The sequence below is a fragment of the Pseudomonas sp. SMN5 genome (assembly GCF_052041925.1).
Taxonomy (GTDB): Bacteria; Pseudomonadota; Gammaproteobacteria; order Pseudomonadales; family Pseudomonadaceae; genus Aquipseudomonas.
The window spans coordinates 46,908-69,427 of the sequence record NZ_JBKGGX010000016.1; the positions used below are offsets into that span (position 1 = coordinate 46,908).

Below are 22,520 nucleotides of genomic sequence, written 5' to 3' on the forward strand. Positions count from 1 at the left end.
CGCCCATTGCAGCTTGATCGGGATTGCACACATGATTCACAACGACGTACTGCGCAGCGTGCGCTACATGCTCGACATCAGCGACAAGAAAGTCATCGAGATCATCAAGCTTGGCGGCCTGGACGTCTCCTTGACCGACCTGGCGGGCTACCTGAAGAAAGACGAGGAAGAAGGTTTTGTGTTCTGCCCGGACGAAGTCATGGCGCACTTTCTCGATGGCCTGGTGATCTTCAAGCGTGGCAAGGACGAAAGCCGTCCGCCGCAGCCTATCGAAGTGCCGGTGACCAATAACATCGTCCTCAAGAAACTGCGGGTGGCCTTCGAGTTGAAGGAGGACGACATGCACGCGATCCTCAAGGCCGCCGACTTCCCGGTGTCCAAGCCGGAACTGAGCGCGCTGTTCCGCAAATTCGGCCACACCAACTACCGCCCCTGTGGCGACCAGTTGCTGCGCAACTTCCTCAAGGGCCTGACGCTGCGCGTTCGCGGCTGATTTTCCTGGTTCCAAAATTCCTGTGGCGGGGGAGCTTGCTCCCGCTGGACGCGCAGCGTCCCCTCGTGGCGTGTCAGACAAAACCAGGGGGCCGCTGCGCAGCCCAGCGGGAGCAAGCTCCCTCGCCACGGGACAATGTCGAACTCAGCTCTCGCGTTATCATGTCCTCTCCTCCTCGTCCCCGATCCTAATCCATGACCTATAACGTCTCCCCCATCGGCTTCGTCCGCTCCTGCTTCAAGGAGAAATTCGCCATTCCGCGCCAACCGCAACTGGCTCCGGCCGCACGCGGCGTGCTGGAATTGGTGGCGCCGTTCGACCAGGGTGAGGCGGTGCAGGGCCTGGAGCAGGTCAGCCATGTCTGGCTATTGTTCCTGTTTCACCAGGCGCTGGAAGACAAGCCACGCTTGAAAGTGCGGCCGCCGCGCCTGGGTGGCAACAAATCGATGGGCGTGTTCGCCACCCGCGCCACCCACCGCCCCAACGGCATCGGTCAGTCGGTGGTGAAGCTGGACCGGGTCGAAGCCGGGCGCCTGTGGATCTCAGGCATCGATTTGCTGGACGGCACACCGGTGCTGGACATCAAACCCTACGTGCCCTACGCCGACATCATCGGCTCGGCGTCCAACACCATCGCCAGCGCCGCGCCTGAGTTGATTGCGGTGCAGTGGGCAGACACAGCCCTGCAACAGGCCCACGAGCACGCCATACGACTGCAAGAGCCACTGATGGAGCTGATCGAGCAGTGCCTGGCCCAGGATCCACGCCCGGCGTATCAGCTTCCTGCGGCAGAGCGAGAATATGGCGCGCAGTTCTGGGATCTGGATGTGCGCTGGCATTACCCGCAGCCGGGGTTGATCCGGGTGTTGGAAGTGGTACCGGCCAGATCCTGAGTGTCGGAAACGAAAAAGCCCGCGCTGCCTTTATCAGGCAGCGCGGGCTTTTCTGCGGGTAACTGTTGGATCGAGTCGCTGCCATCGCGAGCAAGCTCGCTCCCACACCCGATCTGGGTTGTTCACCAAATATGACTCAACACAAACCCTGTGGGAGCGAGCTTGCTCGCGATAGCGATCTATCAGACTCCACAAATACGGCTTACTTCTCCACAAACGCCCGCTCGATCAGGTAATCACCCGGCTCGCGCATACGCGGCGAAACGGTCAGGCCGAAGCTGTTGAGCACTTCGCTGGTCTCGTCGAGCATGCTCGGGCTGCCGCACAACATGGCGCGGTCGTCCTGCGGGTTGATCGGCGGCAGGCCGATGTCGCGGAACAGCTTGCCGCTGCGCATCAGGTCGGTCAGGCGGCCTTCGTTCTCGAACGGCTCGCGGGTCACGGTCGGGTAGTAGATCAGTTTTTCCCGCAGGGCTTCGCCAAAGAACTCGTTCTGCGGCAGGTGCTCGGTGATGAACTCGCGGTAGGCGACTTCATTGACGTAACGCACGCCGTGGCACAGGATCACCTTCTCGAAACGCTCGTAGGTTTCCGGGTCCTGGATGACGCTCATGAAAGGCGCCAGGCCGGTGCCGGTGCTGAGCAGGTACAAATGTTTGCCGGGCTTGAGATCGTCCAGCACCAGGGTGCCGGTGGGTTTCTTGCTGATGATGATCTCGTCGCCTTCCTTCAGATGCTGCAACTGGGAAGTCAACGGACCATCAGGCACCTTGATGCTGAAGAATTCGAGGTGTTCTTCCCAGTTCGGACTGGCAATCGAGTAAGCGCGCATAAGCGGGCGGCCATTGGGTTGTTGCAGGCCGATCATCACGAACTGACCGTTCTCGAAGCGCAGGCCCGGATCGCGGGTGCACTTGAAGCTGAACAGAGTGTCGTTCCAGTGATGAACACTGAGGACACGCTCGTGGTTCATGTTGCTCATGTACGGGGACTCCTGGGAATGATGCCTGCGCCGTTGATCTGCGCAATTGCATCGCATTCTAATGGCGACGACAATATCTGTTAACTGAATTATTAAGATAAGGGTTATCGGTTATATCGATATGCGATTTACTCTCCGTCAACTGCAAGTCTTCGTCGCCGTCGCCCAGCAGGAGAGCGTTTCCCGTGCTGCGGGTCTGCTCAACCTATCGCAATCGGCGGCCAGCACCTCCATTACCGAACTGGAGCGCCAATCGAGCTGCCAGCTGTTCGACCGCGCCGGCAAGCGCCTGAGTCTAAATGCCCTGGGCAAACAGCTGTTACCCCAGGCGGTGGCGCTGCTGGACCAGGCCAAAGAAATCGAAGACCTGCTCAACGGCAAGTCCGGTTTCGGTTCACTGGCGGTCGGCGCCACCCTGACCATTGGCAACTACCTGGCAACCCTGTTGATCGGCGGCTTCATGCAGCGTCATCCGGAAAGCCAGGTGAAGCTGCACGTACAGAACACTGCCAATATCGTGCACCAGGTCGCTCATTATGAAATTGACCTGGGTCTAATCGAAGGCGATTGCAGCCATCCGGACATCGAGGTGCAAAGCTGGGTAGAGGACGAACTGGTGGTATTCTGCGCGCCCCAGCATCCACTGGCCAAGCGCGGCCAGGCGACGATGGCGGAGTTGACCCATGAGGCGTGGATTCTGCGGGAGCAGGGTTCAGGCACGCGACTGACCTTCGACCAGGCGATGCGTCATCATCGCAGCGCGTTGAATATTCGCCTGGAACTGGAGCACACCGAAGCCATCAAGCGGGCCGTCGAGTCGGGCCTCGGGATTGGCTGCATTTCACGCCTGGCCCTGCGCGATGCCTTCCGCCGTGGCAGCCTGGTGCCGGTGGAAACCCCGGACATGGACCTGGCGCGGCAGTTCTATTTCATCTGGCACAAACAGAAATACCAGACCTCGGCCATGCGCGAGTTCCTCGAATTGTGCCGGGCCTTCACGGCCGGGGCCCAGCGCAGCGATGAAATCGTCCTGCCGGCCATCGCCTGAGCGGTCAGAGCAGGACCACGCCCCAGACCAGGGCAATCATCGTCAGAGCAACGAGTTGGGCCGCACTGCCCATGTCCTTGGCGTTCTTCGACAGCGGGTGCAGTTCCAGGGAGATACGGTCGATGGCCGCTTCCACCGCCGAGTTGAGCAACTCCACGATCAATGCCAACAGGCAGACTGCAATCAACAGCGCCTGCTCGACACGGCTAACGTTGAGGAAGAACGACAAGGGGATCAACACGACGTTGAGCAGCACCAACTGACGGAAAGCCGCCTCGCCGACGAAGGCCGCGCGCAGGCCGTCCAGGGAATAGCCAGAGGCGTTGAGGATGCGTTTAAGGCCGGTTTGGCCTTTGAAAGGTGACATAGGTTGGGCACTGATCGAAAAGGAATGGAGAAGCTAATGCAAACCCGGTCAAAAAAGCGTGAACACGCACATTAAGTCTGCGATGAAATTGACTCAAGTTGTTGCAGCAGCAAGGCAGCCTGAGTCCGCGTACGCACATTCAATTTGCGAAAGATTGCCGTGACGTGAGCCTTGATGGTGGCTTCCGACACGTTCAATTCATAGGCGATCTGCTTGTTCAGCAGGCCCTCGCAGACCATGGTCAACACGCGGAACTGCTGCGGCGTGAGACTGGCCAGGCCCTCGCTGGCAGCCTTGGCTTCTTCGGAGACGCTCACGGCTTCGAACGCCTGGGGCGGCCAGCTTGCATCGCCATCCAGAACGGCCCTGACGGCCTGCTGGATCATCTCCAGGGAGCTGGATTTGGGGATGAAGCCACTGGCGCCGAATTCACGGGCCTTGACCATCACCGAGGCCTCTTCCTGGGCCGAGACCATGACCACCGGGATCTGCGGGTACTGCCCGCGTAACAGCACCAAGCCTGAGAAACCATAGGCGCCGGGCATGTTCAGGTCCAGCAGCACCAGGTCCCAGTCGGCCTTCTCGGTGAGCCGACCCTCCAGTTCCGCGATACTGGCCACCTCCGTCAACCGGACATCCGGGCCAAGGCCCAGGGTCACTGCCTGACGCAACGCGCTGCGAAAGAGCGGGTGGTCATCGGCAATCAGGATTTCGTATGTGGCCATTGTTCAAATGATCCTGTTTTTAATGGCAGGCCCGATGCATTCGCGCCTCGCCAAGACAACTCAAGACACTGCTCGCCGCAGCCTCCACAGGGGCGCGTCCAACGCCAGAAACGGCGTCTGAAACGTGGGCTGCCCCAAGTCGGCGCCCAGCATGCCCAGCGAAGCCAGGGTGGTCAAGCAGCACGGCCGCTCTTGCCTCCAGTATGGGCCACTATTGGGCCAACATGTTTTGCGGCGGGCGGATAAAGGGCTGCAACTCGGCATGGGCCGGGGTCGCCAGATTCACCTCTTGTTGACGCTTGGCGCCCAGGTAATGCTGGCTGAACACGTCGAAATAGGCATCCAGGGCCGACGCGGCGTCGCTATCGCCCGCCAGCTCCAGGCACAGCGCCGCCACTTCGGCGGTGCACAGGTGATCGCTACGGGTCGACCGGCGCAAGCGATAACGCGACAGTCTGTCGGGAAGCAGGCTCAGGATCGGCAGCCGATCGAAGTATGGGCTTTTACGGAATATCTTCCGGGCCTCGGTCCAGGTTGCGTCCAGCAGGATGAACAGCGGGCGCTTGGACTGATCGAGGTCGACCGTGTGCGTCACCCGCGACGGCTCGACGTATTCGCCAGGAAACACCAGGTACGGCTGCCATTGCGGGTCGTTCAGCAGCGTCAATAGTTGCGGGTCGACATCGGTACGCGACCAGATGAATGCATGATTATCACGGACCACATCGGCAATCAGCCAACCGGTGTTGCTTGGCTTGAACACCTCCTTGTTGGTCATGATCAGACAGACCCCGGAACGGGTCTCGACACTCGGGCGCCAAGCGCACAGGCAATGGCTCTCGATCACCCGGCAAGCGCTGCAACGGGGCGCACGCCAGCCACGGGCCTGGAGTGGCTTGATACCTTCATCGATGCGTTGGTCACGCAGACGGGCAACAGCATTCGGGGCTTGCAGGCTCATGGGCGACGCCGCCAGAAAGAAAAACTCGACACGAACGACACTCGGCAGGACAACAAAGCCCGGCAGTCTACCAGAGCGCGCAAGCCTGTACCGTCCAACCCGCCTCCCCTATAATTCCCGGCCACTGAACGCACAGTCATGTGATCGGTCGAACAACCCGTCACTGAACCAGGAGAGTTTCATGCTGCGCCTTATCGTCCCCACCGTTGCCGTGTTGCTGGCGACGTCCATCAGCGCTCAGGCTGCCTCGCTGAAAGAACTCGAACTGAACAAGATGCTGCAGAACGTCGCCAGGGAAAGCAGCGTCGGTACGCCACGGGCGATCAACGAAGATATCCTCGACCAGGGTTATACCGTTGAAGGCACCGAGCTGATCAACCACCTCAGCGTGCAAAGCAGCCATGCCCAGAAAATGCGTGCCGACCCAAAGGCCGTGTATTTCCAGTTGGGCTCCACGGTCTGCACCAACCCGGGCTTCCGCAAGCTGATGGCCAAGGGCGCAACGATGCGCTACGAATTCACTGAAGTTAAGACCAACCGTCCGGTCGCGACCGAACGCTTCCAGGAATCGGATTGCCCGAAACCGGCCAAGACGAAGAAGTAATCAACCCGAGCGTGCGCGCCGCTGCTCATCGTCGGCGCGCAGTTCTGCTACCAGTGCCTGTAGATAGCGCGAGCGCCATGTCCTCCCTTCCAGTCGGCGGCAGCATTCTTCTTCAAGACTCATCCGATTGGCCTGGGCCGCTTCCAGCAGTGTCAGGTACAGCTGCCTGTCGAGTTCCAGAGTCACCCTCATTTTCTCCCGCCTCCATGCCCGATCCGCTTCAATCCATCGCGTGCCGCCTGGCCCAAGGCGCCGAGGACATTGACACGCTTGCTGATCAGTAAATCAGAACGGTACCCAGCCGGTCGGCAATCTGACGAGCGGCACGGTGCTCCACAGTCTTGGAACTTCGGTTGCCAACGGTCGCTCCCGGGCGCCATGATCAGGTCTGCGAAGATCGGTGCGACGGTCTAGATTCAGAGGTATCTCTTGTGGTGTCGGGCAGAACGAGGCTGCCCAGCCGCGTCATGCCGTGCAATTGTTTTGAATCCAAGGAAAAGCAGGACCTGCTGGATGACCGGGTTGCCCCGCGCAGACCGCGTCGAGCCAGGTCAATGTCCAGGCACCGAGCCTGGGCGGACAACGACACATGGATTGTCGTGGCCCTGACGAATGTCTCGTTCGGGGCGGGAGTCCTGCCAAGAAGGAGAAGCTGAATGCCTTACAAACCGAATGACCTGCTCAACCGTCATTTTGAGAGCCATGGCCACGACCTGATCCACAAGGTCGAAGAGCAACTCAACCTGGTGTCACCCAACAGTCCGAACCTGCCCATCTACCGCGACATGATCCTGACCGTGTTGCGCATGGCCCAGGAGGATCACAACCGCTGGAATGCCAAGATCACCCTCCAGGCCCTGCGGGAGTTGGAGCATGCATTTCGCACACTCGAACAGTTCAAGGGACGACGCAAGGTGACCGTCTTCGGCTCGGCCCGGACCCCCATCGAGCATCCGTTGTATGGCATGGCCCGTGAACTCGGGGCAGCGTTGGCCCGCTCGGACATGATGGTCATCACCGGCGCCGGCGGCGGTATCATGGCCGCTGCCCATGAAGGCGCCGGCCGGGACCACAGCCTGGGCTTCAATATCACCCTGCCCTTCGAACAACATGCCAACCCGACCGTCGAGGGCACGCCGAACCTGTTGCCGTTCCACTTTTTCTTCACCCGCAAACTGTTTTTCGTCAAGGAGGCCGACGCCCTGGTCCTTTGCCCGGGAGGCTTCGGCACCCTTGACGAGGCACTGGAAGTCCTGACGCTGGTGCAAACCGGCAAAAGCCCCCTGGTGCCGGTGGTCCTGCTCGATGTACCGGGCGGCAGATTCTGGCAAGGCGCCCTGGACTTCATCCGTGACCAACTGGAGGAAAACCGCTACATCCTGCCCACCGACCTGAAGCTGATGCGCCTGGTGCACAATGCCGAAGATGCCGTCGAGGAGATCAACCGGTTCTACCTTAACTTTCACTCCAGTCGTTGGCTCAAGCATCAATTCGTGATCCGCATGAATCACAAGCTCAGCGAGCAGGCCATGCAACTGATGCAGGCGAACTTTGCCGACCTGTGCCTGAATGATTGTTTCCGTCAGCACGACTCCAGCGACGATGACCACGACGAAGCCCGGTTCAGTCATCTGACCCGACTGGCCTTTACCTTCAACGCCCGGGATCACGGGCGCTTGAGGGAACTGGTGGACTACATAAATCTGCCGGAAAACTGGGCCGAACCCACCCAGGAAGTCCAACCCCTCACTTGGGAGCCGATCAAGGTGACTTGAGACGCAAAAAAAAACGGCCCGCTATAAAAATAGCGGGCCGTTTCATTCAATCGTCCATGCCGCGACCGCTGAATAAGCGGTTGATCATCTCCATGGAGTACCCTCGGTACGCCAGGAAGCGCCCCTGCTTGGCTCGTTCCCGTGCATCGATAGGCAAATGCCCCGAGAACTTGCGGTGCCAGGTATCAGTAAGCTGCTCCTGCCAATCGATCCCACTTTCGCGCAAGGCAATCTCAATATCCGAACGTTGCAACCCGCGCTGGCCCAGTTCTTCACGAATACGCAATGGTCCGTAACCTGATCGGGCGCGATAAGAGACAAAGCTTTCCAGGTAGCGGGATTCCGACAGCAGACCCTCTTCAGTCAAACGGTCGAGGGCCGGGTCGATCAACTCATCCGGCGCACCGCGCTGACGCAGTTTACGCGTCAGCTCGACTCGACCGTGCTCGCGCCTGGCGAGCAGGTCCATTGCGGTTCGTCGCACCGCGACGAGGGAATCGAGTACGGCGGTCATTGAATCGATCAGATATCAGCGTCAGCCAGATCATCAGCCGTTTCACGGCTTGCCAGTGCCTTGACGTCTGCAACCGGGCTCAGCAGCTTGTCGCGCAGTTGCTTTTCGAGCGCCGCTGCAACTTCCGGGTTGTCCGCCAGGAACTTGGCCGAGTTGGCCTTGCCCTGACCGATCTTGGTACCGTTGTAGGCATACCAGGCGCCGGACTTCTCGACAAAGCCGTGCAGCACACCCAGGTCGATCATCTCGCCATTGAGGTAGATGCCCTTGCCGTAGAGAATCTGGAACTCTGCCTGACGGAACGGCGAAGCCACTTTGTTCTTCACGACCTTGACGCGGGTTTCGCTGCCGACCACTTCGTCACCTTCCTTCACCGCGCCGGTACGACGAATGTCCAGGCGAACCGAGGCGTAGAACTTCAACGCGTTACCACCGGTGGTGGTCTCGGGGCTGCCGAACATCACGCCGATCTTCATGCGGATCTGGTTGATGAAGATCACCAGGCAATTGGCGTTCTTGATGTTACCGGTGATCTTGCGCAGGGCCTGGGACATCAGACGAGCCTGGAGGCCGACGTGCATGTCGCCCATTTCACCTTCGATTTCAGCTTTTGGTACCAGCGCTGCCACGGAGTCGACGATGATCACGTCCACCGCGTTGGAACGCACCAGCATGTCGGTGATTTCCAGGGCCTGTTCACCGGTGTCCGGCTGGGAAACCAGCAGGTCGTCGACGTTGACGCCCAGCTTGCCGGCGTATTCCGGGTCCAGGGCGTGTTCGGCGTCGACGAAAGCGCAGGTCGCGCCAGCTTTTTGAGCCTGGGCGATCACGGACAAGGTCAGTGTGGTTTTACCGGAAGATTCAGGACCGTAGATTTCAACAATACGGCCTTTTGGCAGGCCGCCGATGCCAAGCGCGATGTCCAGGCCCAGGGAACCGGTGGAGATGGAAGGAATAGCCTGACGGTCCTGATCGCCCATACGCATTACGGCACCCTTGCCGAATTGACGTTCGATCTGACCCAAGGCCGCAGCCAAGGCTTTCTTCTTGTTGTCGTCCATTAAAGTCCTCACGTAATCAATAAGGCCTGACGGCCAACACCTGTATAAGTAGCCAGTATTATTCCACAGCGATTGAGGATCGCCTACCCCTGATTTGAGATTTCTCCGCTGGCATGTTGTAACAGCCCCTCTAGCGCGGCCTTCACCGTTTGTCGGCGGATCTCGTCGCGGTTGCCTGGAAAGAATCGCTGCTCGCTGATGACCGTCTCGCCAACGCCCCAGGCCAGCCACACGGTGCCCACCGGTTTATTCGGCGTGCCCCCGTCCGGCCCGGCCACGCCGCTGACCGCCACGGCATAACGCGCCAGGCTTTGCTGCTGGGCGCCCCGTACCATGGCCTCGACCACTTCGCGACTGACCGCTCCCACCGTCGCGAACAATTCTTGCGGCACGTTCAACTGCTGGGTCTTCTGGCGATTGGAATAGGTGACATAACCGGCCTCGAACCAGGCTGAGCTGCCGGGAATACGGGTGATGGCCTCGGCAATCCCGCCGCCGGTGCAGGATTCGGCCGTGGTGACATGGGCGTTGAGCAGTTGCAGGCGCCTGCCCAGTTCAGCCGCCAGTTCGGTAATCTCCCCCATGACCTTCTCCTGATGTCGACGCAATGAGGCCTACCGTACACGAGCACTCGAAGCTTGCAAGGGGCGTCGGACTACTGACCCAACGCTCTGATATAGGCCTGGCAAGCCTGCAAGGCGATCAATCCACGGTCCCCTTCGTCGGTGATGGCGATAATTCGTTGAGCATGCGCCGGGTCAAGTCGGGCGCGTGAGGCGCCATGATCCAGGCCGCCGGGGCCGGCGGTGGCAGGCACCGCACAACCGGCAACATCGTCGGCGTCGAGGAGGACTGACAGCCGGACATCGGCAGTAGCAAGGCGATCGCGCAAGCGATCCTGGTCTCGTTGGGCATCGCTCAAGGCTCGGTAGTGTTTTTGTTCGCTGGCAGAGAGTTTCTGCTCCAGGGCGAGGCGTTTATCCTGTTCGGCTGTTTGTTGCTGCGCTGCCGCCAGGGTGATTTGATTCATGGTTTCGGCCTGGGAGCGGGCCATTTGCGCCAATTGTCGACCATAGCGCCAGTCCTGAAGCCGCCACGCCAGCGTCGCCGGACCACCGATCAACAGCGCCAGCAACGCAACGATGCCGAGCGTGCGCGAAGAAAACGGCATCAGGCCGAAGACTGGCATAGCACCGCCCTCGCCCGTGCCCACAATTCCAGACGATCCTTCAGACCGTTCAATCCGCCGTTGATGCGCCGGGTGATGAGGTTGAACTGGTCGCGGTCAGCCAGTTCGTTCAAGCCGTTCTGCTCCCAGAACCATGCCGCGGATTCGGCTGCCCACTGCGGTTTCTCAAGCAACTCGGGCAGCGCCAGCAAACGCTCGTCGCCAAACAGGCCCAGGCTGCAACGTCGATAATTGTCATGCCCGGTAATCTGTATCAGCCCTCGACCGCAGTATTTCTGACCGTCACCGTCGGCCTGGGGACTGTTACCCAAGCGAACGGCCAACATGCCGGTGTCGTACTTGCTCAGATACTGCTCATTGCCCAGTTCCCGCACGTAACGCAGTTGCCCCGACTCATGACCGACCTGCGCCAGGAACGCAGCGATGCGTTTGGGCGTGACGATATGGTGACGGGACATTGCAGTGTTCAGCGCAGAAACAAAAACGCCCGCTTGGGAGCGGGCGTTGGGCATGATCTTGATGAGTTGCTGTTGGGTGACGTCCATGTTCAGACCGTTGAAAGACAGATTATTGAAGAGAGTGATGCGGACTGACACACCGCTATCGCGAGCAGGCTCGCTTCCACAAGGGCGCAGGCGTCTGGGGGTTATGCCTTGGCATCCAGGCATGTGGCGTGGATCGAGCAGCGATAGCTGCTGGCCCGGTCGCCGCTGGCGGTGACTTTGTCGATGGACCAGCGGCCGCGCATGAAGTCCGGCCAGCTGGGGTCCAGCAGTACGATGCCTTCGGCGCACAGGCTCGGGTTGCCAGGACAGTCGATGGTCACCTTGAGGGATTCGCGCAGCATCCGGCGCACTTCGCCTTCCCCAGCGGCGCGAGCATCGTCGGCACTCTGAAAGCGCTGGCGCAGGGTCTTGAACGGCGCGATGCCGCTCTCTTCGATGCGCAACGTGCCGCTCGCCGCCTCCCACCAGGCGGTCTTGCAGCCCTGGTATTTGGCCCGGGCGGTCTCATCGAACTTGGCCGAGATAAAAGCAGCGTCGCCCGGACGGTTATTGGTGGTCACCGAGAGTTTGATCTCTGGCAGTACCTTGCCCGACAACGATTTCGCCTGGCCGCGCCGGGCCAGCACGTAAAGCTCGTTGATCGGCTTGGCGACCGCGTCGTAACGGTGAGCGAGCCGCGTCAGGAACCCCATGTCGGTTTCGTTGGACTGATCGATGTGTTCGATTTTGATCAGCGACAACTCTGGCGCAACACGAGGGGAAAACCCGTGCCTGGAAGTCAATTCGCGAAACAGCGCCCCCAGCGTCGTCGGACCGTGGCTGACGGAGCGGCGCTGTTTGAATCCGGTCTGATCCGCTGCACTGAATGGCGCCGCCGTGGCGACCAGGGTGAGTGTCAGGGGAAACAACGAAGGCGTGCGCCGAGTAATGACAAACTGGCCTTTATCCACCAGCCCCGATTCCAGGTAGCCGACCCGCAGGCCGATTCTGCCTTCCAGGCTGGGCAAGCCTTCCAGCCCTTCCAGATTGATGAGTAGGGTCAGTTGGTCGGACTCGATGCCCGCCGCGTCGATATGCGTCCATTTGAGCAGGCGTTGATTGATCAGCGCCGCATTGGCGCCGTAGATTTCCACCGCTGGCGTGAAACCCAAAGCCATGTCGCCTCCTTAATCCCAGGCTGAAACGGGGGTGGATGCGGCGGGTTTGAGCTCCAATTCCGGCAGCACCACCCATACGCCCGCCGGCAGCACCGGCCCCCACTCGGCCAGTTGCGGATTGAGGCGCCAAAGCGCCTCCTCGGCCGCATCGTCACCGCGCTCAAGCTCGCGGTACAGCAACAGGTTCACCGAATCACCGGCGATGCTTCGAACCCTACGCATTGGCAAACTCCGTCAATTCAATCGTCCAGCCGACCACCATCGCGGTGCCGTCATCGATGATCTCGCTCTGGGTTTCCGAGACCTTGTTGATCTGCCACAGGCCCCAGTTGCGGCCGATGCCGTCGATCAACGGCACCGGAGCACGCAACGCCTGCAATGCACGCAGCTCATCGAGGCGATCCATGGCCGTCGCGTACATCGACTTGCCGGTGATGGTCAGCCCTTGCAGGCCTTGGCCGACTTGGCTGGACTTGGGTTTGCTGGTGAGAATATCGATGCTCTTCCAACCGCCGTCTGACGTACGTGACAGGCTGTGGTAAGCGAAATCCCTGGACAGTCCGAAGATGAAACTGCCAAGGGCCATTTGTTGGCGCATCAGGTGGCTCCGTCGGTCAGGGCCGCGTCACTGCGCATGGCGAGTGAATCGGGCGTGGTGGTCAGGCCGAACTGGCCCGTGATCTGCTGCACGACCAGGTTGGCCAGCTGACTGGCACTGGCCTGGTCCTGGCCGTTGATGTAGATGTTGGCCGTCATGGTATTTTGTTGGGTGCTGGTCTGGGTGCTGGTCAGGTCCTTGCTGACCTGTTCCGGGGTGGCGAGTTTGTCGACGGGCGCGGCAAGCTTTTCGCCCAGCCAGGAACCGGACTCACCGCCCAGCCAGCTTCCCCCCAGCCCACCGATGATCGCGCCGAGCGCTCCACCGATGGCCGTGCCAATCACCGGTGAGATAAAGGTGCCCAAGGTGGCCCCCACACTCGCTCCGGCCGATGCCCCTGCCCAGCCGCCGCCCGCCGCTCCGAGGCCCGCGCCGACCATCCGGGCATCGCCGCTCAGCGCGCCTTCGACCACCTGCGGGGCGGCAGTTAACACAACCGCCGCAGGAACCATTCGAGTCAATGGTCGCAATGCAGCACTGGCACCGCGCAGGGAACCACTGGCACTCATGCCCGCCTCGGCTTTCGCCACGCTGGTTGGCTCGAGTCGGCTTGTCTCCCTGAAATCCAGCCGGCCCGTAGGCCTGCCCTTGCTGACGTCCTCGGAAATCACCTCACCCAAACGCCCCGGCAGCCGCGTCGCCACACCGCCCAGGACACGCTTGGCCACTTGACTGCCTAATTCGTCCGTGATGGCCTTGAGCAACGCGCTCGCCAGAGGCTTGATCGCGGCTGCTACCAGCACAAGTGCAGCGGCGGCCTTCGGTGAGGTTTCAGCCAGCTCGCTCATGCCGTCCACCAGCGAACCCGACATCTTGAGCGAGCTGTCCATCAATGGCGCCAGGGCATCACCCGTAGCCACCGACAGTCGCTCGCTGCGCGCACTCATGGCGTTCAACTGACCCTGCCGGGTTTGCGACAGCGCCAATGCGTCCTGCCTGACCGAGCCCTGGTTACCTAATTGCGAAGTGGCATACTGCGCGGGGTCTTTTACTTGCCCGAAGGCTTCGTTCACATCGCTGATTTTGCGCGCCATGCGCAGCACGGCTTCATCGCCATTGCTGAACAGCGTGGCGGCAAGCGTCGAGCGTTTTTCGGTCGGTTGCGCGCTCAGTGCCGCCAGCACCGTCATCGAAGTGCCAGGCGCGGTGTCCTTGTCGCGCAAGCCATTGGCTACCGCATCGGGCGCCAGGCCCAATTGCTTCCAGGCCGCTTGTTCGGTGGCGGAGGCGTGCTCTCCCTTGCCCAACGCCGTGGTGAATTTATCGAGGGCTACGCCGGCTTCAGCCTGTTGCGTACCGGTATTGAGCAAAGCCGCCGTCAATGCAGCGGCTTGCGCCGGGGCCAGGCCCGCTTGCGTCGCAGCGGCACCGTCACGCTGCAGGACCGTGCCGATGTCACTCGCTTTTGCGCCACCCTGGATTTTGCCCAATTGGTTGGTGGCATCTGCCAGGTCGAACGCCTCGGCGCCGCTGAGCTTCATCGAGGTGCGCCAGGAGGCCAGCATCTCGGCGACCTCCATAGCCGGTATCTTGAACGCCGAGGCGACCACTCCCACATCGCTGGCAAAACGCAGTAATTCGAACTTGCGGTCCGAGGCATCGGGCAGATTACTGGCGATTCCGGCCCTGGCTGCCAGGCTTTCAATCCGCACCAAGTCCACCGCTTTGGTCCCACCGGCCGACACTAGGGCAGCACTGGCGATGTGCTGCGTGTCCCGAGCCATTTCCTGGCTCTGGCGAGCGGTGAATCGGGTAGCCAGTTTCAAATCGGCGACGGCCGAATCCATTTCTATCGCAGGTTTAAGTAGATCCGGCGGGTCAAAAAAGCCAGAAGTCTTAGCCGCGTCTTTTTGCTGAGCGCCAGCTTCACTTTTGGACCCGGCGGACGTCGTCTGGGACAACAATCGTTGGGTCGAGAGCTTCAACGTCAACGCCTCGATCGCGGTCGTCAGCAGGCCGAGCTTGAGCCCGACGTTATTCAGCGCCAGCCCCAGGCCAGACAGCGGATCCGCGGCGAATAGGCCCGCCTTTTGGGCGGTTGCGCCGCTCATTGCGGCCGGACTGAGGCCGATGTTACCGAACGCCAGGCCACTCTGATCGAAGGCTGCGTACTTGAGCGAATATCTATCGTCCGCCATTGCGCTTTACTCCTGTTTCACGCCGAGGCGAGTGATCGCGATGTCGTAACGGCGCAGTGCCTTGCCGGCGTCCCACTCCAGAATTTCCGCCTCACTTACCGGGTAAATGAGCGGCACTACATCGAGGATCACTTCGATGTCGCGCTCCGAAAGAAGGCCGCCGGTTTGTTTAAAAAATCGTCGATGCGCACCTGCAGCTGGGTCCAGTCAGGCACGCTCAACAAGTCGAGATCGGGGATCATCAGGCCCGTGCAATGGGCGGTGATGAACTCGGCGCGTTCCTTGGCCGTCTTCAGCTTTTTCATCGCCTTGGTAGCGCGCAGCACCGGCATTTCCAGGGTCAGCGACGTCACGCTGCGGCCTGCCACGCTGATCGGTTGCAGCAACTGCACCTGATCGGGGTCAGCCTGTGAGATCTCCAGGAAGTGCGACGTCGGGCGGGTCGACATTTCTTGGACGTACAGGGCGATGCTCACGTAGTCGGGACGCTTGAGCTGCTCCAGCTCCTTGACCGACAGGCCGGTGGCCAGCCTGGCCAGTTCGAAGAACTGATCGTCTTCGTCGTCACCGGCACGCGCCAGCGCTTCTTTCTGCGCGGCGTAGAACAGCGGTTTGAGTTGTAGCTGGTCGATCTGCGTTCCATCGTCGGCAGTGATCGGCGACAACAGGACATGGATGGGAGGGGTCCAGGACATGGATCGGGGTTCCTTGGAGAGCAGAGGGAAACACAAAGCCCGGTGTACAACCTGTGGGAGCGAGCCTGCTCGCGATGGCAGCGGTAGATTCAATATCAAGTGGTCTGATACACCGCTATCGCGAGCAGGCTCGCTCCCACAGGGACTGCGTTTAATTGACGGGCATTGGAAGTGTTGCGGTGATTAAGGCAACAACACCGCACGGCGGGCATCGCCAAGGATGTCGACGCCGTTGAGCACGAACTTCTGAGTGCGCACGTCGATGTCAATCACCGGGACACCGTTTTCCAGGCGGCTGTAGGTGCGGCAGGAGAGCTCCAGGGCGGTGGTCGGTTTTTCACCCATTTTCAGCGCCGTTTCGGTCAGGGATTTCAGCTTGCCACCCACGGTGTGGTAGGTGAACCAGGTGTTGCCATCCTGATCCTGGCCGGCCTCGCGCACATTCAGCAGGATGTCGTCGCCCAGGTTCACACCCAGGGCCAGCATGACTTCCGGCCCCATGCCTTGCAGCGTCAACGAAGCGCCGAGCACGGTGCCGCTCTTGGCCATTTCCTCGGCGATGAAGCGCCCGCCTGTCATCGACTCCATGGCGAACTCGATCTTTGGTGGGGTGAAGGTTTCCACGGTCGCCGACAACGGCAAGCCTTGCAGGGTGGCCGCGATGGCCTGTCTTACGCGGTTGGTAAACATTAGAGAACGTCCTCCAGGAACTGCTCGATGATTTCATCGCGGGCGTTGAGTTGATAAATCATGTGTTCGTTTGGCGCGTAGCGGCCGTAGTCAATCACCACGTACCAGGTGCCGTTCTTGTACTTCTCGACGCTGTTGAGTTCCGGGTGCAGGTAGACGCTGCCGCCAGGGATGGTTTCGTCGGCGACCAGGGTTTGCAGCCAGTCGTTGATGCGCTTGACCTCCTGGTCCATGAACGACTTGGTCAGATTCTTGGCCATGGCTTTCTGCCCGGCTTTCACCAGCTTACGGCTGATCGCATCCTCCAGGCCCACGTAGCTGATGAACTTGCCCGTGACTGAGCGGTTGCCCAGCAACGAAAAGCCGCCCAGGACGGTGCGGGCGTAGTAGCTGACGCCGTAGCGGTTGAGCAGATCGCCTTCGGTGGAGGTGTCGAGGATGTTGTATTCCACGGTGCGGGAAACGTCTTCGGCAAAGGTCACCTGGTTGCCCGGGCTTTCCCATTGCTTGACCTTCGCGAGTGCGGCAATCGCCAGGCTCGACGGCGCCAGGAAAACGTTTTTCTTGGCGGCCTTGGAGTACACCGCCGGCATGTTGTGCACCACCAGGCAACGATCGAAACCCAGGTCCGCACCGCCCAGTTCCTGGCTGTAGGTCACCTGGTCGGCGACCGAGGCGTCCTTGCCGTCGAGTACCACCCGCGCCTTGATGCGCTTGCCGAACGAGGCAAACTCACCGGCCACCGCCTTGCTCCCGGTGAAGCCCGGCGCACCGATGATCGTCAGGTCTTCGGCGACGCCACTCAGTGCGGCCAGGCCCAGCTTGCGACCAGTCTGTGCTTCGATGCCGCCGATGACGTTGTTCTGCGTGTCGGCCAGGGTCGCGCCTTCTTCGACGATGACCACGTAGACCGGCACCTTGACCACTTTGAGGATCTGGTAGACCGCCTGGAACAGCGTCCCCGCCTCGGCACCCGTCGGGTCCAACTGGGCCTGGGTGGTGAAGCTGTTGATGCGGAACGGGGTGTTTTTCGGAATCAGCGGATTGGCATTCGGCGCGGTGCCGACCAGCCCGATGACGTTGTCCCCCAGGCCACCCATGGCCTCGGGAGATTCAGTGGCATTGACGGTAATGCCGTTGTGCTCGAAGTTCAAAACCTCAGCCATGGTTATTCAGCCTTCTTGGTGGCGGCCTTCTTGGCCGGGGTGGTGGGGATAGCTTGCGTGTCGGCGGCCTGCGTGTTGGTTTGCAGAACGCTGGTCAATTCAAGGCGACCGGCACTGCGCAAGGCGCTGGCCTCAACATCCAGCAACTCCAGCTTCTGGTCGACACTCGACCAGTGGCCACCGCCAATGGGGAAAGGCAGCAGCACGGTGTATTGCTTTCGAATGGGCATCTTTGGGTTCCTTCAGACGCAAAAACGCAAAAGCCCCGATCATTGGGGCTTATTGCGGGCGAAAAAAAACCGCTCTCGCGGTCGGGGGTTACTTAATGAAGGTCGGCAGCACAGGCCAGACGAGCTTGGACGGATCCTCGGCCTGCTCGGGAATGTCACGCAACGCCTGACGGTATGCTTTCACCTCGGCTCGCTGGGCGTCTGTCGCAGGATAGTCCAGCAGTTGGGTGAAATCCGTATCTCGCAAAAACTGGTTGCGGCGGGTACGAATGGTGGCCCATTCAATTTCGCGTGACGGTATGGCGAGTGGAAATTCGAAGGTATCTACAAAAGGGGTATCAGACATGTTCGCTCCTTAATTGAAAACGACGGTATCGGACAGCGACAACTTGGTCTTCAAATCGCCCAGGTTGAACAACCGACCGTTGCCGACACGCATGGTGTCAATTCGGATGGTGGTGTAATAAATGTTGGGAATCAGGATGCGCATGACAATGTTACCGCTCGTATCAACGTAGACCGCCGGCGTCATGTTCCCAAAAGTGGAGACACTCTGTAGAACCCGAGACGGCTGATAGCAATATCCGACCAGGGTCTCTTCGATAATTTTTGCCGTGCCGTAGCTATACCCTTTGATGTTGAACCAAAACATTTCCGAGTTGGCATTGACGTTCAATGGCACCTTGAAATGCATGTATACATTTGTGCTGGAACCGAGCTCGGTGGATGTAAAATCGCCTTGCGCGCTAGAACCATAGGTTCCTCCGGTCCCGTTGACATGTCCTTGCAAGACATTGCGCCGAATGGTACCGAGCGCAGTCGGATCTCCTTCCACATCCTTCAGGCTTCGCCATTCATTGAACTGTGCCAATGCGGTCGCCATGGTTGTATTGATACTGCCAATCTTTCCATTGACCACCGTGGTCAAGTTATTGGCCGCTGTGACCAGTGACGCGATAGTAGTTTCCAGACTCACGTTTCAAACTCCTTGTGCAGTTGATTATTTGGCTTCAAGCGTCATGACCCGGAACATCAGGCCGACATGCCGCGCCATGTTGTCGATATTGGCCGTCGCCAGCGCAGCGATCTCCTCGCTGACCAGGATGTTCAGGTTCTCGGAGCCGATAACCACCGTGACGCTTTGCGCCGGTAACGGTGAAATATCCAGCGTAAATTTTTGCAGCACACGCGCCGCAGCCGCCTTGTACGTCAGTAACTTTCCAGCCACCGAATACACCGCCAGCAACGTGCCGGTAGACAAGTAAAAACCGAACTCACCGATTTCGTATTCATCCACCCCATCGAACAACGCAGCCATCCTCAACTGTCCAGGACCTAAGTCTTCGTAATCCACGATCGCCCCACGTTGTCGTTCATCGCGCAGCGCAGTCTCCGATCCGGTCGGATCGTAGCGGGCGGTGCCCGCACCGATGTGGGTGATCTCCCCTTTCAAGCCTTGGCTCTTTGCCTGCAACACTTCCGCCAGGCCGGCGGAAGTGAAGCGAACCAAACGCGTAATATCTTCTGTCATGGCTGCGCCCTGAGGTCGTAATCGTTAATGGTATAGGGTTGAGAAACCCCGATCTGGGTCAGCCTCGCGCGAAGTTCGAGCGCCGGCAGTGCGCCGCATAGAAACAACTCGCCATCGCTCAATGGCCGGTGCATGGCCGCTGTTACCGCGAGAACGCCACTGGTTTGATGCACCACGGTGATGGTGGCCTGGTCACGCTCGCTCTTGGCTGCATTGATTCGTTGGATCAGGCGATTGTGGTCACCGCCGGCCCAGCCTTGGCCGATGATGGCTTGCACATCAAAGGTGTAAGGCTGAGCATTGGGTTGCTGTTCGTACCAGGCGGTGACGCGGGGCGTGAATCCCATAGACTCGACAGCGTGGTTCAACGCCTGACGGGTGCCAGCCTGGCGCTGAATCTGCCAGGACAATGAAACCGTCAGGCGTTTCTCCAGGTCGTTCGCCCCTGCATCCCACTCGCTCACACCACGATCAGCTGCCAGATAAGGCAGGAACGCTGCCGGGGTCTGACTCGGGCTCATCAATTCGGGAAACGGCGGTTGGACACGATCGAGCAGCTTGGCGAACCCCAGGTCCAGCGCCTTCTCCAGCATCGAACTGTTGGCCGGCAGCAGACTGGAGCGAGAAACAGAGTCACTCATAGTGTCGACACCTCCACGTCTACCGACGTGCAGTACGGCGCTTCGAAGGCACTGGCAACGATGGGCTCCAGCGGTTCTAGGACTTGGAGCTGCACCGCACCCGCCGAATGGAGTGTGTAATCGATCCAACTGGGATCCACTCGACCTTCCAGTCGGTGGCAGGCGTGCGCATAACTCTGCAACTGCTGCTGCGCCGCCATGCGGGTCAGCCCCGAGTCCGGCCCACCGTTGATTCGCGCTATCACGCGGATGCGGTAGGGTTTGATCTGCGCCCCCTGTACCGTCACACGGTCGGTTTCCGGCCGGACGTCCGGCCGGGCAAAATGTCGGCGTACACCGTCGAGCAACGCCGAAGAAGGCACGCCATTGCCTTCACGCGACAACACGGTGACCATCACCTTGCCGGGAGCAGTGCGACGTGCGTTCCCATCCTTGACCTGCGCCGCGAGACCATCCGGGTCAAAGGTATAGGTCACCGTCACGACGCCGGCTGCGCTGCTGTCCACCTTCACCGCCGGTCGCTCGCCCAGCGTGAAGATCTCCCGCCGATACTGCATCCGCGAACCTGCCGCCGGTGCATGGGGCGCCAGGTAATAACGCAACCGCGCGTCATCATCGCTCTCGTAGATAGGGGGAATCGGCGGGAACGCCGCCGGATCGCCCGGGTCGATCAACTGGCGCTCCAGGCCCATGTCCGCTAGACGGGCGTCGAGGTTGCTGCCCGTGGCCCACCACGCCAGCATCTGCTTGATCCGGGCGTTGTACTTGCGTTCGTGGGTTTGCAGCCGTACGCAGAACGCTTCGAGGGCCAGGGTCAGCAGCTCGCTTTCGTTTTCCAGGCTATCGACCAGTTTGGCCGCGCTTGCCGGGGAACGCGCGCCGACGTACTCGACCACGAAAGTCTTGAATTCGGCCAGCAGGTCCTCGAACGCCTCGACGGTGACGATAGCCGGTTCAGCCAACTGGTTCTGACCGGGGATCAACATGCTCATGTCACCACCTCGAAGGTCTGCTTGCGGTTTTTCCAGGTGCCGGCGAAGCGCAATAACAATCCGGCGCCCTGCCGGCTGGCCACGATGACTTGCGGTTCGAAATCACCAATGCCGTTGTGCGGGTTGTAGAAGGCTTGCGCCGCATGGCTCTGGGCGAGCATCAGCAGGTCATCGCCCAGGTTCTGGCCCAGCAACCGGGTCAGTGCGCAGCCATACAGTGGCCGCTTCTGCCGGGTGCCCAACGGCGTGGTCAGTGCCCGGGTGGCGCGCTGTACGAACTGCAGCCAATCATCGACTGTCGCGCCGGTGTTGCGATCGATACCAATCATGGGAAACCTCTTATGCGGTACTGATGACGCGGCCCTGGTGCTCCACCAACGGGCCGCTGAAGTGCGCACCGGACGCATCGAGACGAATGCCGACTGCGCCCATTTGCACCTCAATGGACTGCGGCGTCATCGTCAGCCTCGACGGGCCGATGCTCAGCTCCAGGGATTCACGGGAACCACTGAACGCCGCCGGGCCGTTTATCCAGTGCAAGACATGTCCTGCGTGGTCGTAGCCATTTTCCGTACCGTCCTGATAGAGGCGACGCGTCAGCGATGCCTGCGTCGAGACGGGCGGAAACTGACCACCGTTGAGGCCGAACAACGCCACCGACAGCCCGCCGCCATCACCGCCGCCATGGTTGAGCAACAGGCATTGCTCGCCCACGGAAGGGATCCGCGACTCGCTCTGCGCTCCGGCACTCGGGTTGAAGAAGCGGATTGCCGGCGTCAACAGCCCTCCATGGCTGACCTTGCAGGTGTTGCTCACAGCGTCGACCTCCTGGCAGACGCCGATGCGACAGACGCTGTCGGCACGCCGATGCAGGTCTTCGAGCTCGGTTTCCATCTCGGCCAGACGCTCGATGATCGGCGCCAGATGCAGGCGCAAAAGCGCATCGAACATGGCTCAATCCTCCAGCGCGGTGTATTGATCCGGGTCGTCGATGTCCGAAACTTCCCAGGTCCGGGCAAATCTCGGCGTGCCCAACGGGTCCTCCAGCAGCGTCGGACCGAGGTACAAGGTTTGGGTGAATGAAAGAGTCCAGGCGGTATACGGCCGAGTCCCGGCGCTGAAGGCGGACGCAATACCCTCGATGTCTGCTGGCCGGCTGCATTGCTCGGCCGACAGGTTCCAGCGGTTGTCGACGATTACGCGTTTCAACTCACTGGCCAGATCGCACGCCGTCAGGCCCGTGCCGGGCGACACGACCTGCATGGACAGCGTCAGGACATGGGCAATACGTCCGTCGTTGGCACGGTTGCCTGATGCGTCGCGCTCGATGGCGATCAAGACCCAAGATTGATCGCCCGTATCGTCAAAGTCTCGGGGACTCCCGACCTTCAGGCCGGGAAGCGTGGTACGCAGCGTCTCGGCGATGGCGGAAAACAGCTGCGATGGTTTTTCAATGGGAGCGGGCATGGAATAGCCTCTTTCCTGAGGATCGGTGGCACCGGGG

General features: G+C 60.5%; 31 protein-coding genes. 5 read left to right on the top strand and 26 right to left on the bottom strand.

All coding sequences use genetic code 11. The features are described 5' to 3' along the window. Positions 1-31 precede the first annotated feature (31 nt). Both ACLEJR_RS17350 and tsaA read left to right on the top strand, forming a co-directional pair. Positions 32-493 (top strand): DUF1456 family protein, encoded by a 462-nt coding sequence (locus tag ACLEJR_RS17350; protein WP_440815340.1) that lies wholly within the window; start codon positions 32-34, stop codon positions 491-493. 194 nt (positions 494-687) lie between these two features. Beyond that, positions 688-1,386 (top strand): tRNA (N6-threonylcarbamoyladenosine(37)-N6)-methyltransferase TrmO, encoded by a 699-nt coding sequence (gene tsaA / locus ACLEJR_RS17355; RefSeq protein WP_440815342.1) that lies wholly within the window; start codon positions 688-690, stop codon positions 1,384-1,386. 202 nt (positions 1,387-1,588) lie between these two features. On the opposite strand, the gene fpr is transcribed toward tsaA, so the two are convergent. Continuing rightward, positions 1,589-2,368 (bottom strand): ferredoxin-NADP reductase, encoded by a 780-nt coding sequence (fpr, locus tag ACLEJR_RS17360; protein WP_003198368.1) that lies wholly within the window; start codon positions 2,366-2,368, stop codon positions 1,589-1,591. 121 nt (positions 2,369-2,489) lie between these two features. Between fpr and ACLEJR_RS17365 the strand changes: the two genes are divergently transcribed. After that, positions 2,490-3,416 carry a LysR family transcriptional regulator gene (locus tag ACLEJR_RS17365; protein ID WP_440815344.1) on the top strand — a complete coding sequence of 309 codons (927 nt, stop codon included), beginning with the start codon at positions 2,490-2,492 and terminating at the stop codon, positions 3,414-3,416. Between the two features lie 4 nt (positions 3,417-3,420). On the opposite strand, the gene ACLEJR_RS17370 is transcribed toward ACLEJR_RS17365, so the two are convergent. The 3 genes from ACLEJR_RS17370 to ACLEJR_RS17380 form a co-directional block, all read right to left on the bottom strand. Continuing rightward, positions 3,421-3,783 carry a diacylglycerol kinase gene (locus ACLEJR_RS17370; RefSeq protein ID WP_063322710.1) on the bottom strand — a complete coding sequence of 121 codons (363 nt, stop codon included), beginning with the start codon at positions 3,781-3,783 and terminating at the stop codon, positions 3,421-3,423. A gap of 71 nt (positions 3,784-3,854) precedes the next feature. Next, entirely contained in the window at positions 3,855-4,508 is a 654-nt protein-coding gene (erdR, locus tag ACLEJR_RS17375; protein ID WP_440815346.1) for a response regulator transcription factor ErdR, read from the bottom strand. A 211-nt stretch (positions 4,509-4,719) separates the two neighbouring features. Continuing rightward, the gene (locus ACLEJR_RS17380) at positions 4,720-5,469 is read right to left on the bottom strand and encodes a tRNA-uridine aminocarboxypropyltransferase (protein WP_440791100.1); all 750 of its coding nucleotides are present in this window, start codon (positions 5,467-5,469) and stop codon (positions 4,720-4,722) included. A gap of 181 nt (positions 5,470-5,650) precedes the next feature. Here ACLEJR_RS17380 and ACLEJR_RS17385 point away from each other — a divergent pair, with 181 nt between their 5' ends. After that, complete coding sequence (locus ACLEJR_RS17385) at positions 5,651-6,073, top strand: quorum-sensing-regulated virulence factor family protein (protein WP_245138880.1); 423 nt, start codon at positions 5,651-5,653, stop codon at positions 6,071-6,073. On the opposite strand, the gene ACLEJR_RS17390 is transcribed toward ACLEJR_RS17385, so the two are convergent. Beyond that, the gene (locus tag ACLEJR_RS17390) at positions 6,074-6,265 is read right to left on the bottom strand and encodes a hypothetical protein (RefSeq protein ID WP_440815348.1); all 192 of its coding nucleotides are present in this window, start codon (positions 6,263-6,265) and stop codon (positions 6,074-6,076) included. It abuts the gene before it with no gap. 464 nt (positions 6,266-6,729) lie between these two features. Here ACLEJR_RS17390 and ACLEJR_RS17395 point away from each other — a divergent pair, with 464 nt between their 5' ends. Beyond that, on the top strand, positions 6,730-7,848 hold the full coding sequence (locus tag ACLEJR_RS17395) for a TIGR00730 family Rossman fold protein (RefSeq protein ID WP_440791104.1): 1,119 nt from the start codon (positions 6,730-6,732) through the stop codon (positions 7,846-7,848). A 46-nt stretch (positions 7,849-7,894) separates the two neighbouring features. Here ACLEJR_RS17395 and recX read toward each other — a convergent pair whose 3' ends face one another. The 21 genes from recX to ACLEJR_RS17500 form a co-directional block, all read right to left on the bottom strand. After that, the gene (gene recX / locus ACLEJR_RS17400; RefSeq protein WP_440791106.1) at positions 7,895-8,362 is read right to left on the bottom strand and encodes a recombination regulator RecX; all 468 of its coding nucleotides are present in this window, start codon (positions 8,360-8,362) and stop codon (positions 7,895-7,897) included. 8 nt (positions 8,363-8,370) lie between these two features. Then, complete coding sequence (gene recA / locus ACLEJR_RS17405; RefSeq protein ID WP_440791108.1) at positions 8,371-9,423, bottom strand: recombinase RecA; 1,053 nt, start codon at positions 9,421-9,423, stop codon at positions 8,371-8,373. Between the two features lie 83 nt (positions 9,424-9,506). Continuing rightward, positions 9,507-10,007, bottom strand: coding sequence for a CinA family protein (locus ACLEJR_RS17410; protein WP_440815350.1), 501 nt, complete (start codon positions 10,005-10,007; stop codon positions 9,507-9,509). A gap of 71 nt (positions 10,008-10,078) precedes the next feature. Continuing rightward, on the bottom strand, positions 10,079-10,612 hold the full coding sequence (locus ACLEJR_RS17415; RefSeq protein ID WP_440791111.1) for a lysis system i-spanin subunit Rz: 534 nt from the start codon (positions 10,610-10,612) through the stop codon (positions 10,079-10,081). Then, positions 10,594-11,157, bottom strand: a complete 564-nt coding sequence (locus ACLEJR_RS17420) for a glycoside hydrolase family 19 protein (RefSeq protein WP_440815436.1) — start codon at positions 11,155-11,157, stop codon at positions 10,594-10,596. Before ACLEJR_RS17420 ends, ACLEJR_RS17415 begins: the two co-directional genes overlap by 19 nt. A gap of 101 nt (positions 11,158-11,258) precedes the next feature. Next, entirely contained in the window at positions 11,259-12,275 is a 1,017-nt protein-coding gene (locus tag ACLEJR_RS17425; RefSeq protein WP_440815352.1) for a phage late control D family protein, read from the bottom strand. A gap of 9 nt (positions 12,276-12,284) precedes the next feature. Beyond that, positions 12,285-12,497 (bottom strand): tail protein X, encoded by a 213-nt coding sequence (locus tag ACLEJR_RS17430; protein ID WP_440791115.1) that lies wholly within the window; start codon positions 12,495-12,497, stop codon positions 12,285-12,287. Beyond that, positions 12,490-12,873 carry a phage tail protein gene (locus tag ACLEJR_RS17435; RefSeq protein WP_245138891.1) on the bottom strand — a complete coding sequence of 128 codons (384 nt, stop codon included), beginning with the start codon at positions 12,871-12,873 and terminating at the stop codon, positions 12,490-12,492. The genes ACLEJR_RS17430 and ACLEJR_RS17435 overlap by 8 nt, the downstream gene beginning before the upstream one ends. Continuing rightward, positions 12,873-15,071 (bottom strand): phage tail tape measure protein, encoded by a 2,199-nt coding sequence (locus ACLEJR_RS17440; protein WP_440815354.1) that lies wholly within the window; start codon positions 15,069-15,071, stop codon positions 12,873-12,875. The genes ACLEJR_RS17435 and ACLEJR_RS17440 overlap by 1 nt, the downstream gene beginning before the upstream one ends. A 128-nt stretch (positions 15,072-15,199) precedes the next feature. After that, the gene (locus tag ACLEJR_RS17445; protein ID WP_440815357.1) at positions 15,200-15,766 is read right to left on the bottom strand and encodes a phage tail assembly protein; all 567 of its coding nucleotides are present in this window, start codon (positions 15,764-15,766) and stop codon (positions 15,200-15,202) included. Positions 15,767-15,949: 183 nt separating this feature from the next. After that, positions 15,950-16,456: a phage major tail tube protein gene (locus tag ACLEJR_RS17450; RefSeq protein WP_440815359.1), complete on the bottom strand. Its 507-nt coding sequence runs from the start codon at positions 16,454-16,456 to the stop codon at positions 15,950-15,952. After that, positions 16,456-17,622, bottom strand: a complete 1,167-nt coding sequence (locus ACLEJR_RS17455) for a phage tail protein (protein WP_440791123.1) — start codon at positions 17,620-17,622, stop codon at positions 16,456-16,458. Before ACLEJR_RS17455 ends, ACLEJR_RS17450 begins: the two co-directional genes overlap by 1 nt. 2 nt (positions 17,623-17,624) lie before the next feature. Beyond that, complete coding sequence (locus ACLEJR_RS17460; RefSeq protein ID WP_440815362.1) at positions 17,625-17,852, bottom strand: hypothetical protein; 228 nt, start codon at positions 17,850-17,852, stop codon at positions 17,625-17,627. An 88-nt stretch (positions 17,853-17,940) separates the two neighbouring features. Next, positions 17,941-18,198 (bottom strand): tail fiber assembly protein, encoded by a 258-nt coding sequence (locus ACLEJR_RS17465; RefSeq protein ID WP_440815363.1) that lies wholly within the window; start codon positions 18,196-18,198, stop codon positions 17,941-17,943. A gap of 9 nt (positions 18,199-18,207) precedes the next feature. Beyond that, positions 18,208-18,828 (bottom strand): hypothetical protein, encoded by a 621-nt coding sequence (locus ACLEJR_RS17470; protein ID WP_440791129.1) that lies wholly within the window; start codon positions 18,826-18,828, stop codon positions 18,208-18,210. A gap of 24 nt (positions 18,829-18,852) precedes the next feature. Next, on the bottom strand, positions 18,853-19,383 hold the full coding sequence (locus tag ACLEJR_RS17475) for a hypothetical protein (RefSeq protein WP_440815365.1): 531 nt from the start codon (positions 19,381-19,383) through the stop codon (positions 18,853-18,855). Then, positions 19,380-20,024 carry a phage tail protein I gene (locus ACLEJR_RS17480; RefSeq protein WP_440815368.1) on the bottom strand — a complete coding sequence of 215 codons (645 nt, stop codon included), beginning with the start codon at positions 20,022-20,024 and terminating at the stop codon, positions 19,380-19,382. The genes ACLEJR_RS17475 and ACLEJR_RS17480 overlap by 4 nt, the downstream gene beginning before the upstream one ends. Continuing rightward, positions 20,021-21,016 (bottom strand): baseplate J/gp47 family protein, encoded by a 996-nt coding sequence (locus ACLEJR_RS17485; RefSeq protein WP_440815371.1) that lies wholly within the window; start codon positions 21,014-21,016, stop codon positions 20,021-20,023. Before ACLEJR_RS17485 ends, ACLEJR_RS17480 begins: the two co-directional genes overlap by 4 nt. Further along, the gene (locus ACLEJR_RS17490) at positions 21,013-21,345 is read right to left on the bottom strand and encodes a phage baseplate protein (RefSeq protein WP_245139372.1); all 333 of its coding nucleotides are present in this window, start codon (positions 21,343-21,345) and stop codon (positions 21,013-21,015) included. The genes ACLEJR_RS17485 and ACLEJR_RS17490 overlap by 4 nt, the downstream gene beginning before the upstream one ends. A 10-nt stretch (positions 21,346-21,355) precedes the next feature. Continuing rightward, positions 21,356-21,967: a phage baseplate assembly protein V gene (locus tag ACLEJR_RS17495; RefSeq protein ID WP_440791137.1), complete on the bottom strand. Its 612-nt coding sequence runs from the start codon at positions 21,965-21,967 to the stop codon at positions 21,356-21,358. A 3-nt stretch (positions 21,968-21,970) separates the two neighbouring features. Further along, positions 21,971-22,483, bottom strand: a complete 513-nt coding sequence (locus tag ACLEJR_RS17500) for a hypothetical protein (RefSeq protein WP_440815374.1) — start codon at positions 22,481-22,483, stop codon at positions 21,971-21,973. Positions 22,484-22,520: the final 37 nt, after the last annotated feature.

Bases quoted from the DNA above. Each gene is read 5' to 3' on its own strand.
- ACLEJR_RS17390 (WP_440815348.1), bottom strand. From the start codon at position 6,265: ATGAGGGTGACTCTGGAACTCGACAGGCAGCTGTACCTGACACTGCTG.
- ACLEJR_RS17440 (WP_440815354.1), bottom strand. From the start codon at position 15,071: ATGGCGGACGATAGATATTCGCTCAAGTACGCAGCCTTCGATCAGAGT.
- ACLEJR_RS17420 (WP_440815436.1), bottom strand. From the start codon at position 11,157: ATGGACGTCACCCAACAGCAACTCATCAAGATCATGCCCAACGCCCGC.
- ACLEJR_RS17495 (WP_440791137.1), bottom strand. From the start codon at position 21,967: ATGTTCGATGCGCTTTTGCGCCTGCATCTGGCGCCGATCATCGAGCGT.
- ACLEJR_RS17380 (WP_440791100.1), bottom strand. From the start codon at position 5,469: ATGAGCCTGCAAGCCCCGAATGCTGTTGCCCGTCTGCGTGACCAACGC.
- ACLEJR_RS17385 (WP_245138880.1), top strand. From the start codon at position 5,651: ATGCTGCGCCTTATCGTCCCCACCGTTGCCGTGTTGCTGGCGACGTCC.
- ACLEJR_RS17485 (WP_440815371.1), bottom strand. From the start codon at position 21,016: ATGAGCATGTTGATCCCCGGTCAGAACCAGTTGGCTGAACCGGCTATC.
- ACLEJR_RS17460 (WP_440815362.1), bottom strand. From the start codon at position 17,852: ATGCCCATTCGAAAGCAATACACCGTGCTGCTGCCTTTCCCCATTGGC.
- ACLEJR_RS17430 (WP_440791115.1), bottom strand. From the start codon at position 12,497: ATGCGTAGGGTTCGAAGCATCGCCGGTGATTCGGTGAACCTGTTGCTG.
- ACLEJR_RS17465 (WP_440815363.1), bottom strand. From the start codon at position 18,198: ATGTCTGATACCCCTTTTGTAGATACCTTCGAATTTCCACTCGCCATA.
- tsaA (WP_440815342.1), top strand. From the start codon at position 688: ATGACCTATAACGTCTCCCCCATCGGCTTCGTCCGCTCCTGCTTCAAG.
- ACLEJR_RS17480 (WP_440815368.1), bottom strand. From the start codon at position 20,024: ATGAGTGACTCTGTTTCTCGCTCCAGTCTGCTGCCGGCCAACAGTTCG.
- erdR (WP_440815346.1), bottom strand. From the start codon at position 4,508: ATGGCCACATACGAAATCCTGATTGCCGATGACCACCCGCTCTTTCGC.
- ACLEJR_RS17475 (WP_440815365.1), bottom strand. From the start codon at position 19,383: ATGACAGAAGATATTACGCGTTTGGTTCGCTTCACTTCCGCCGGCCTG.
- ACLEJR_RS17500 (WP_440815374.1), bottom strand. From the start codon at position 22,483: ATGCCCGCTCCCATTGAAAAACCATCGCAGCTGTTTTCCGCCATCGCC.
- ACLEJR_RS17410 (WP_440815350.1), bottom strand. From the start codon at position 10,007: ATGGGGGAGATTACCGAACTGGCGGCTGAACTGGGCAGGCGCCTGCAA.
- fpr (WP_003198368.1), bottom strand. From the start codon at position 2,368: ATGAGCAACATGAACCACGAGCGTGTCCTCAGTGTTCATCACTGGAAC.
- ACLEJR_RS17370 (WP_063322710.1), bottom strand. From the start codon at position 3,783: ATGTCACCTTTCAAAGGCCAAACCGGCCTTAAACGCATCCTCAACGCC.
- ACLEJR_RS17490 (WP_245139372.1), bottom strand. From the start codon at position 21,345: ATGATTGGTATCGATCGCAACACCGGCGCGACAGTCGATGATTGGCTG.
- ACLEJR_RS17435 (WP_245138891.1), bottom strand. From the start codon at position 12,873: ATGCGCCAACAAATGGCCCTTGGCAGTTTCATCTTCGGACTGTCCAGG.
- ACLEJR_RS17445 (WP_440815357.1), bottom strand. From the start codon at position 15,766: ATGTCCTGGACCCCTCCCATCCATGTCCTGTTGTCGCCGATCACTGCC.
- ACLEJR_RS17450 (WP_440815359.1), bottom strand. From the start codon at position 16,456: ATGTTTACCAACCGCGTAAGACAGGCCATCGCGGCCACCCTGCAAGGC.
- ACLEJR_RS17350 (WP_440815340.1), top strand. From the start codon at position 32: ATGATTCACAACGACGTACTGCGCAGCGTGCGCTACATGCTCGACATC.
- ACLEJR_RS17395 (WP_440791104.1), top strand. From the start codon at position 6,730: ATGCCTTACAAACCGAATGACCTGCTCAACCGTCATTTTGAGAGCCAT.
- ACLEJR_RS17455 (WP_440791123.1), bottom strand. From the start codon at position 17,622: ATGGCTGAGGTTTTGAACTTCGAGCACAACGGCATTACCGTCAATGCC.
- ACLEJR_RS17365 (WP_440815344.1), top strand. From the start codon at position 2,490: ATGCGATTTACTCTCCGTCAACTGCAAGTCTTCGTCGCCGTCGCCCAG.
- recX (WP_440791106.1), bottom strand. From the start codon at position 8,362: ATGACCGCCGTACTCGATTCCCTCGTCGCGGTGCGACGAACCGCAATG.
- ACLEJR_RS17425 (WP_440815352.1), bottom strand. From the start codon at position 12,275: ATGGCTTTGGGTTTCACGCCAGCGGTGGAAATCTACGGCGCCAATGCG.
- ACLEJR_RS17415 (WP_440791111.1), bottom strand. From the start codon at position 10,612: ATGCCAGTCTTCGGCCTGATGCCGTTTTCTTCGCGCACGCTCGGCATC.
- recA (WP_440791108.1), bottom strand. From the start codon at position 9,423: ATGGACGACAACAAGAAGAAAGCCTTGGCTGCGGCCTTGGGTCAGATC.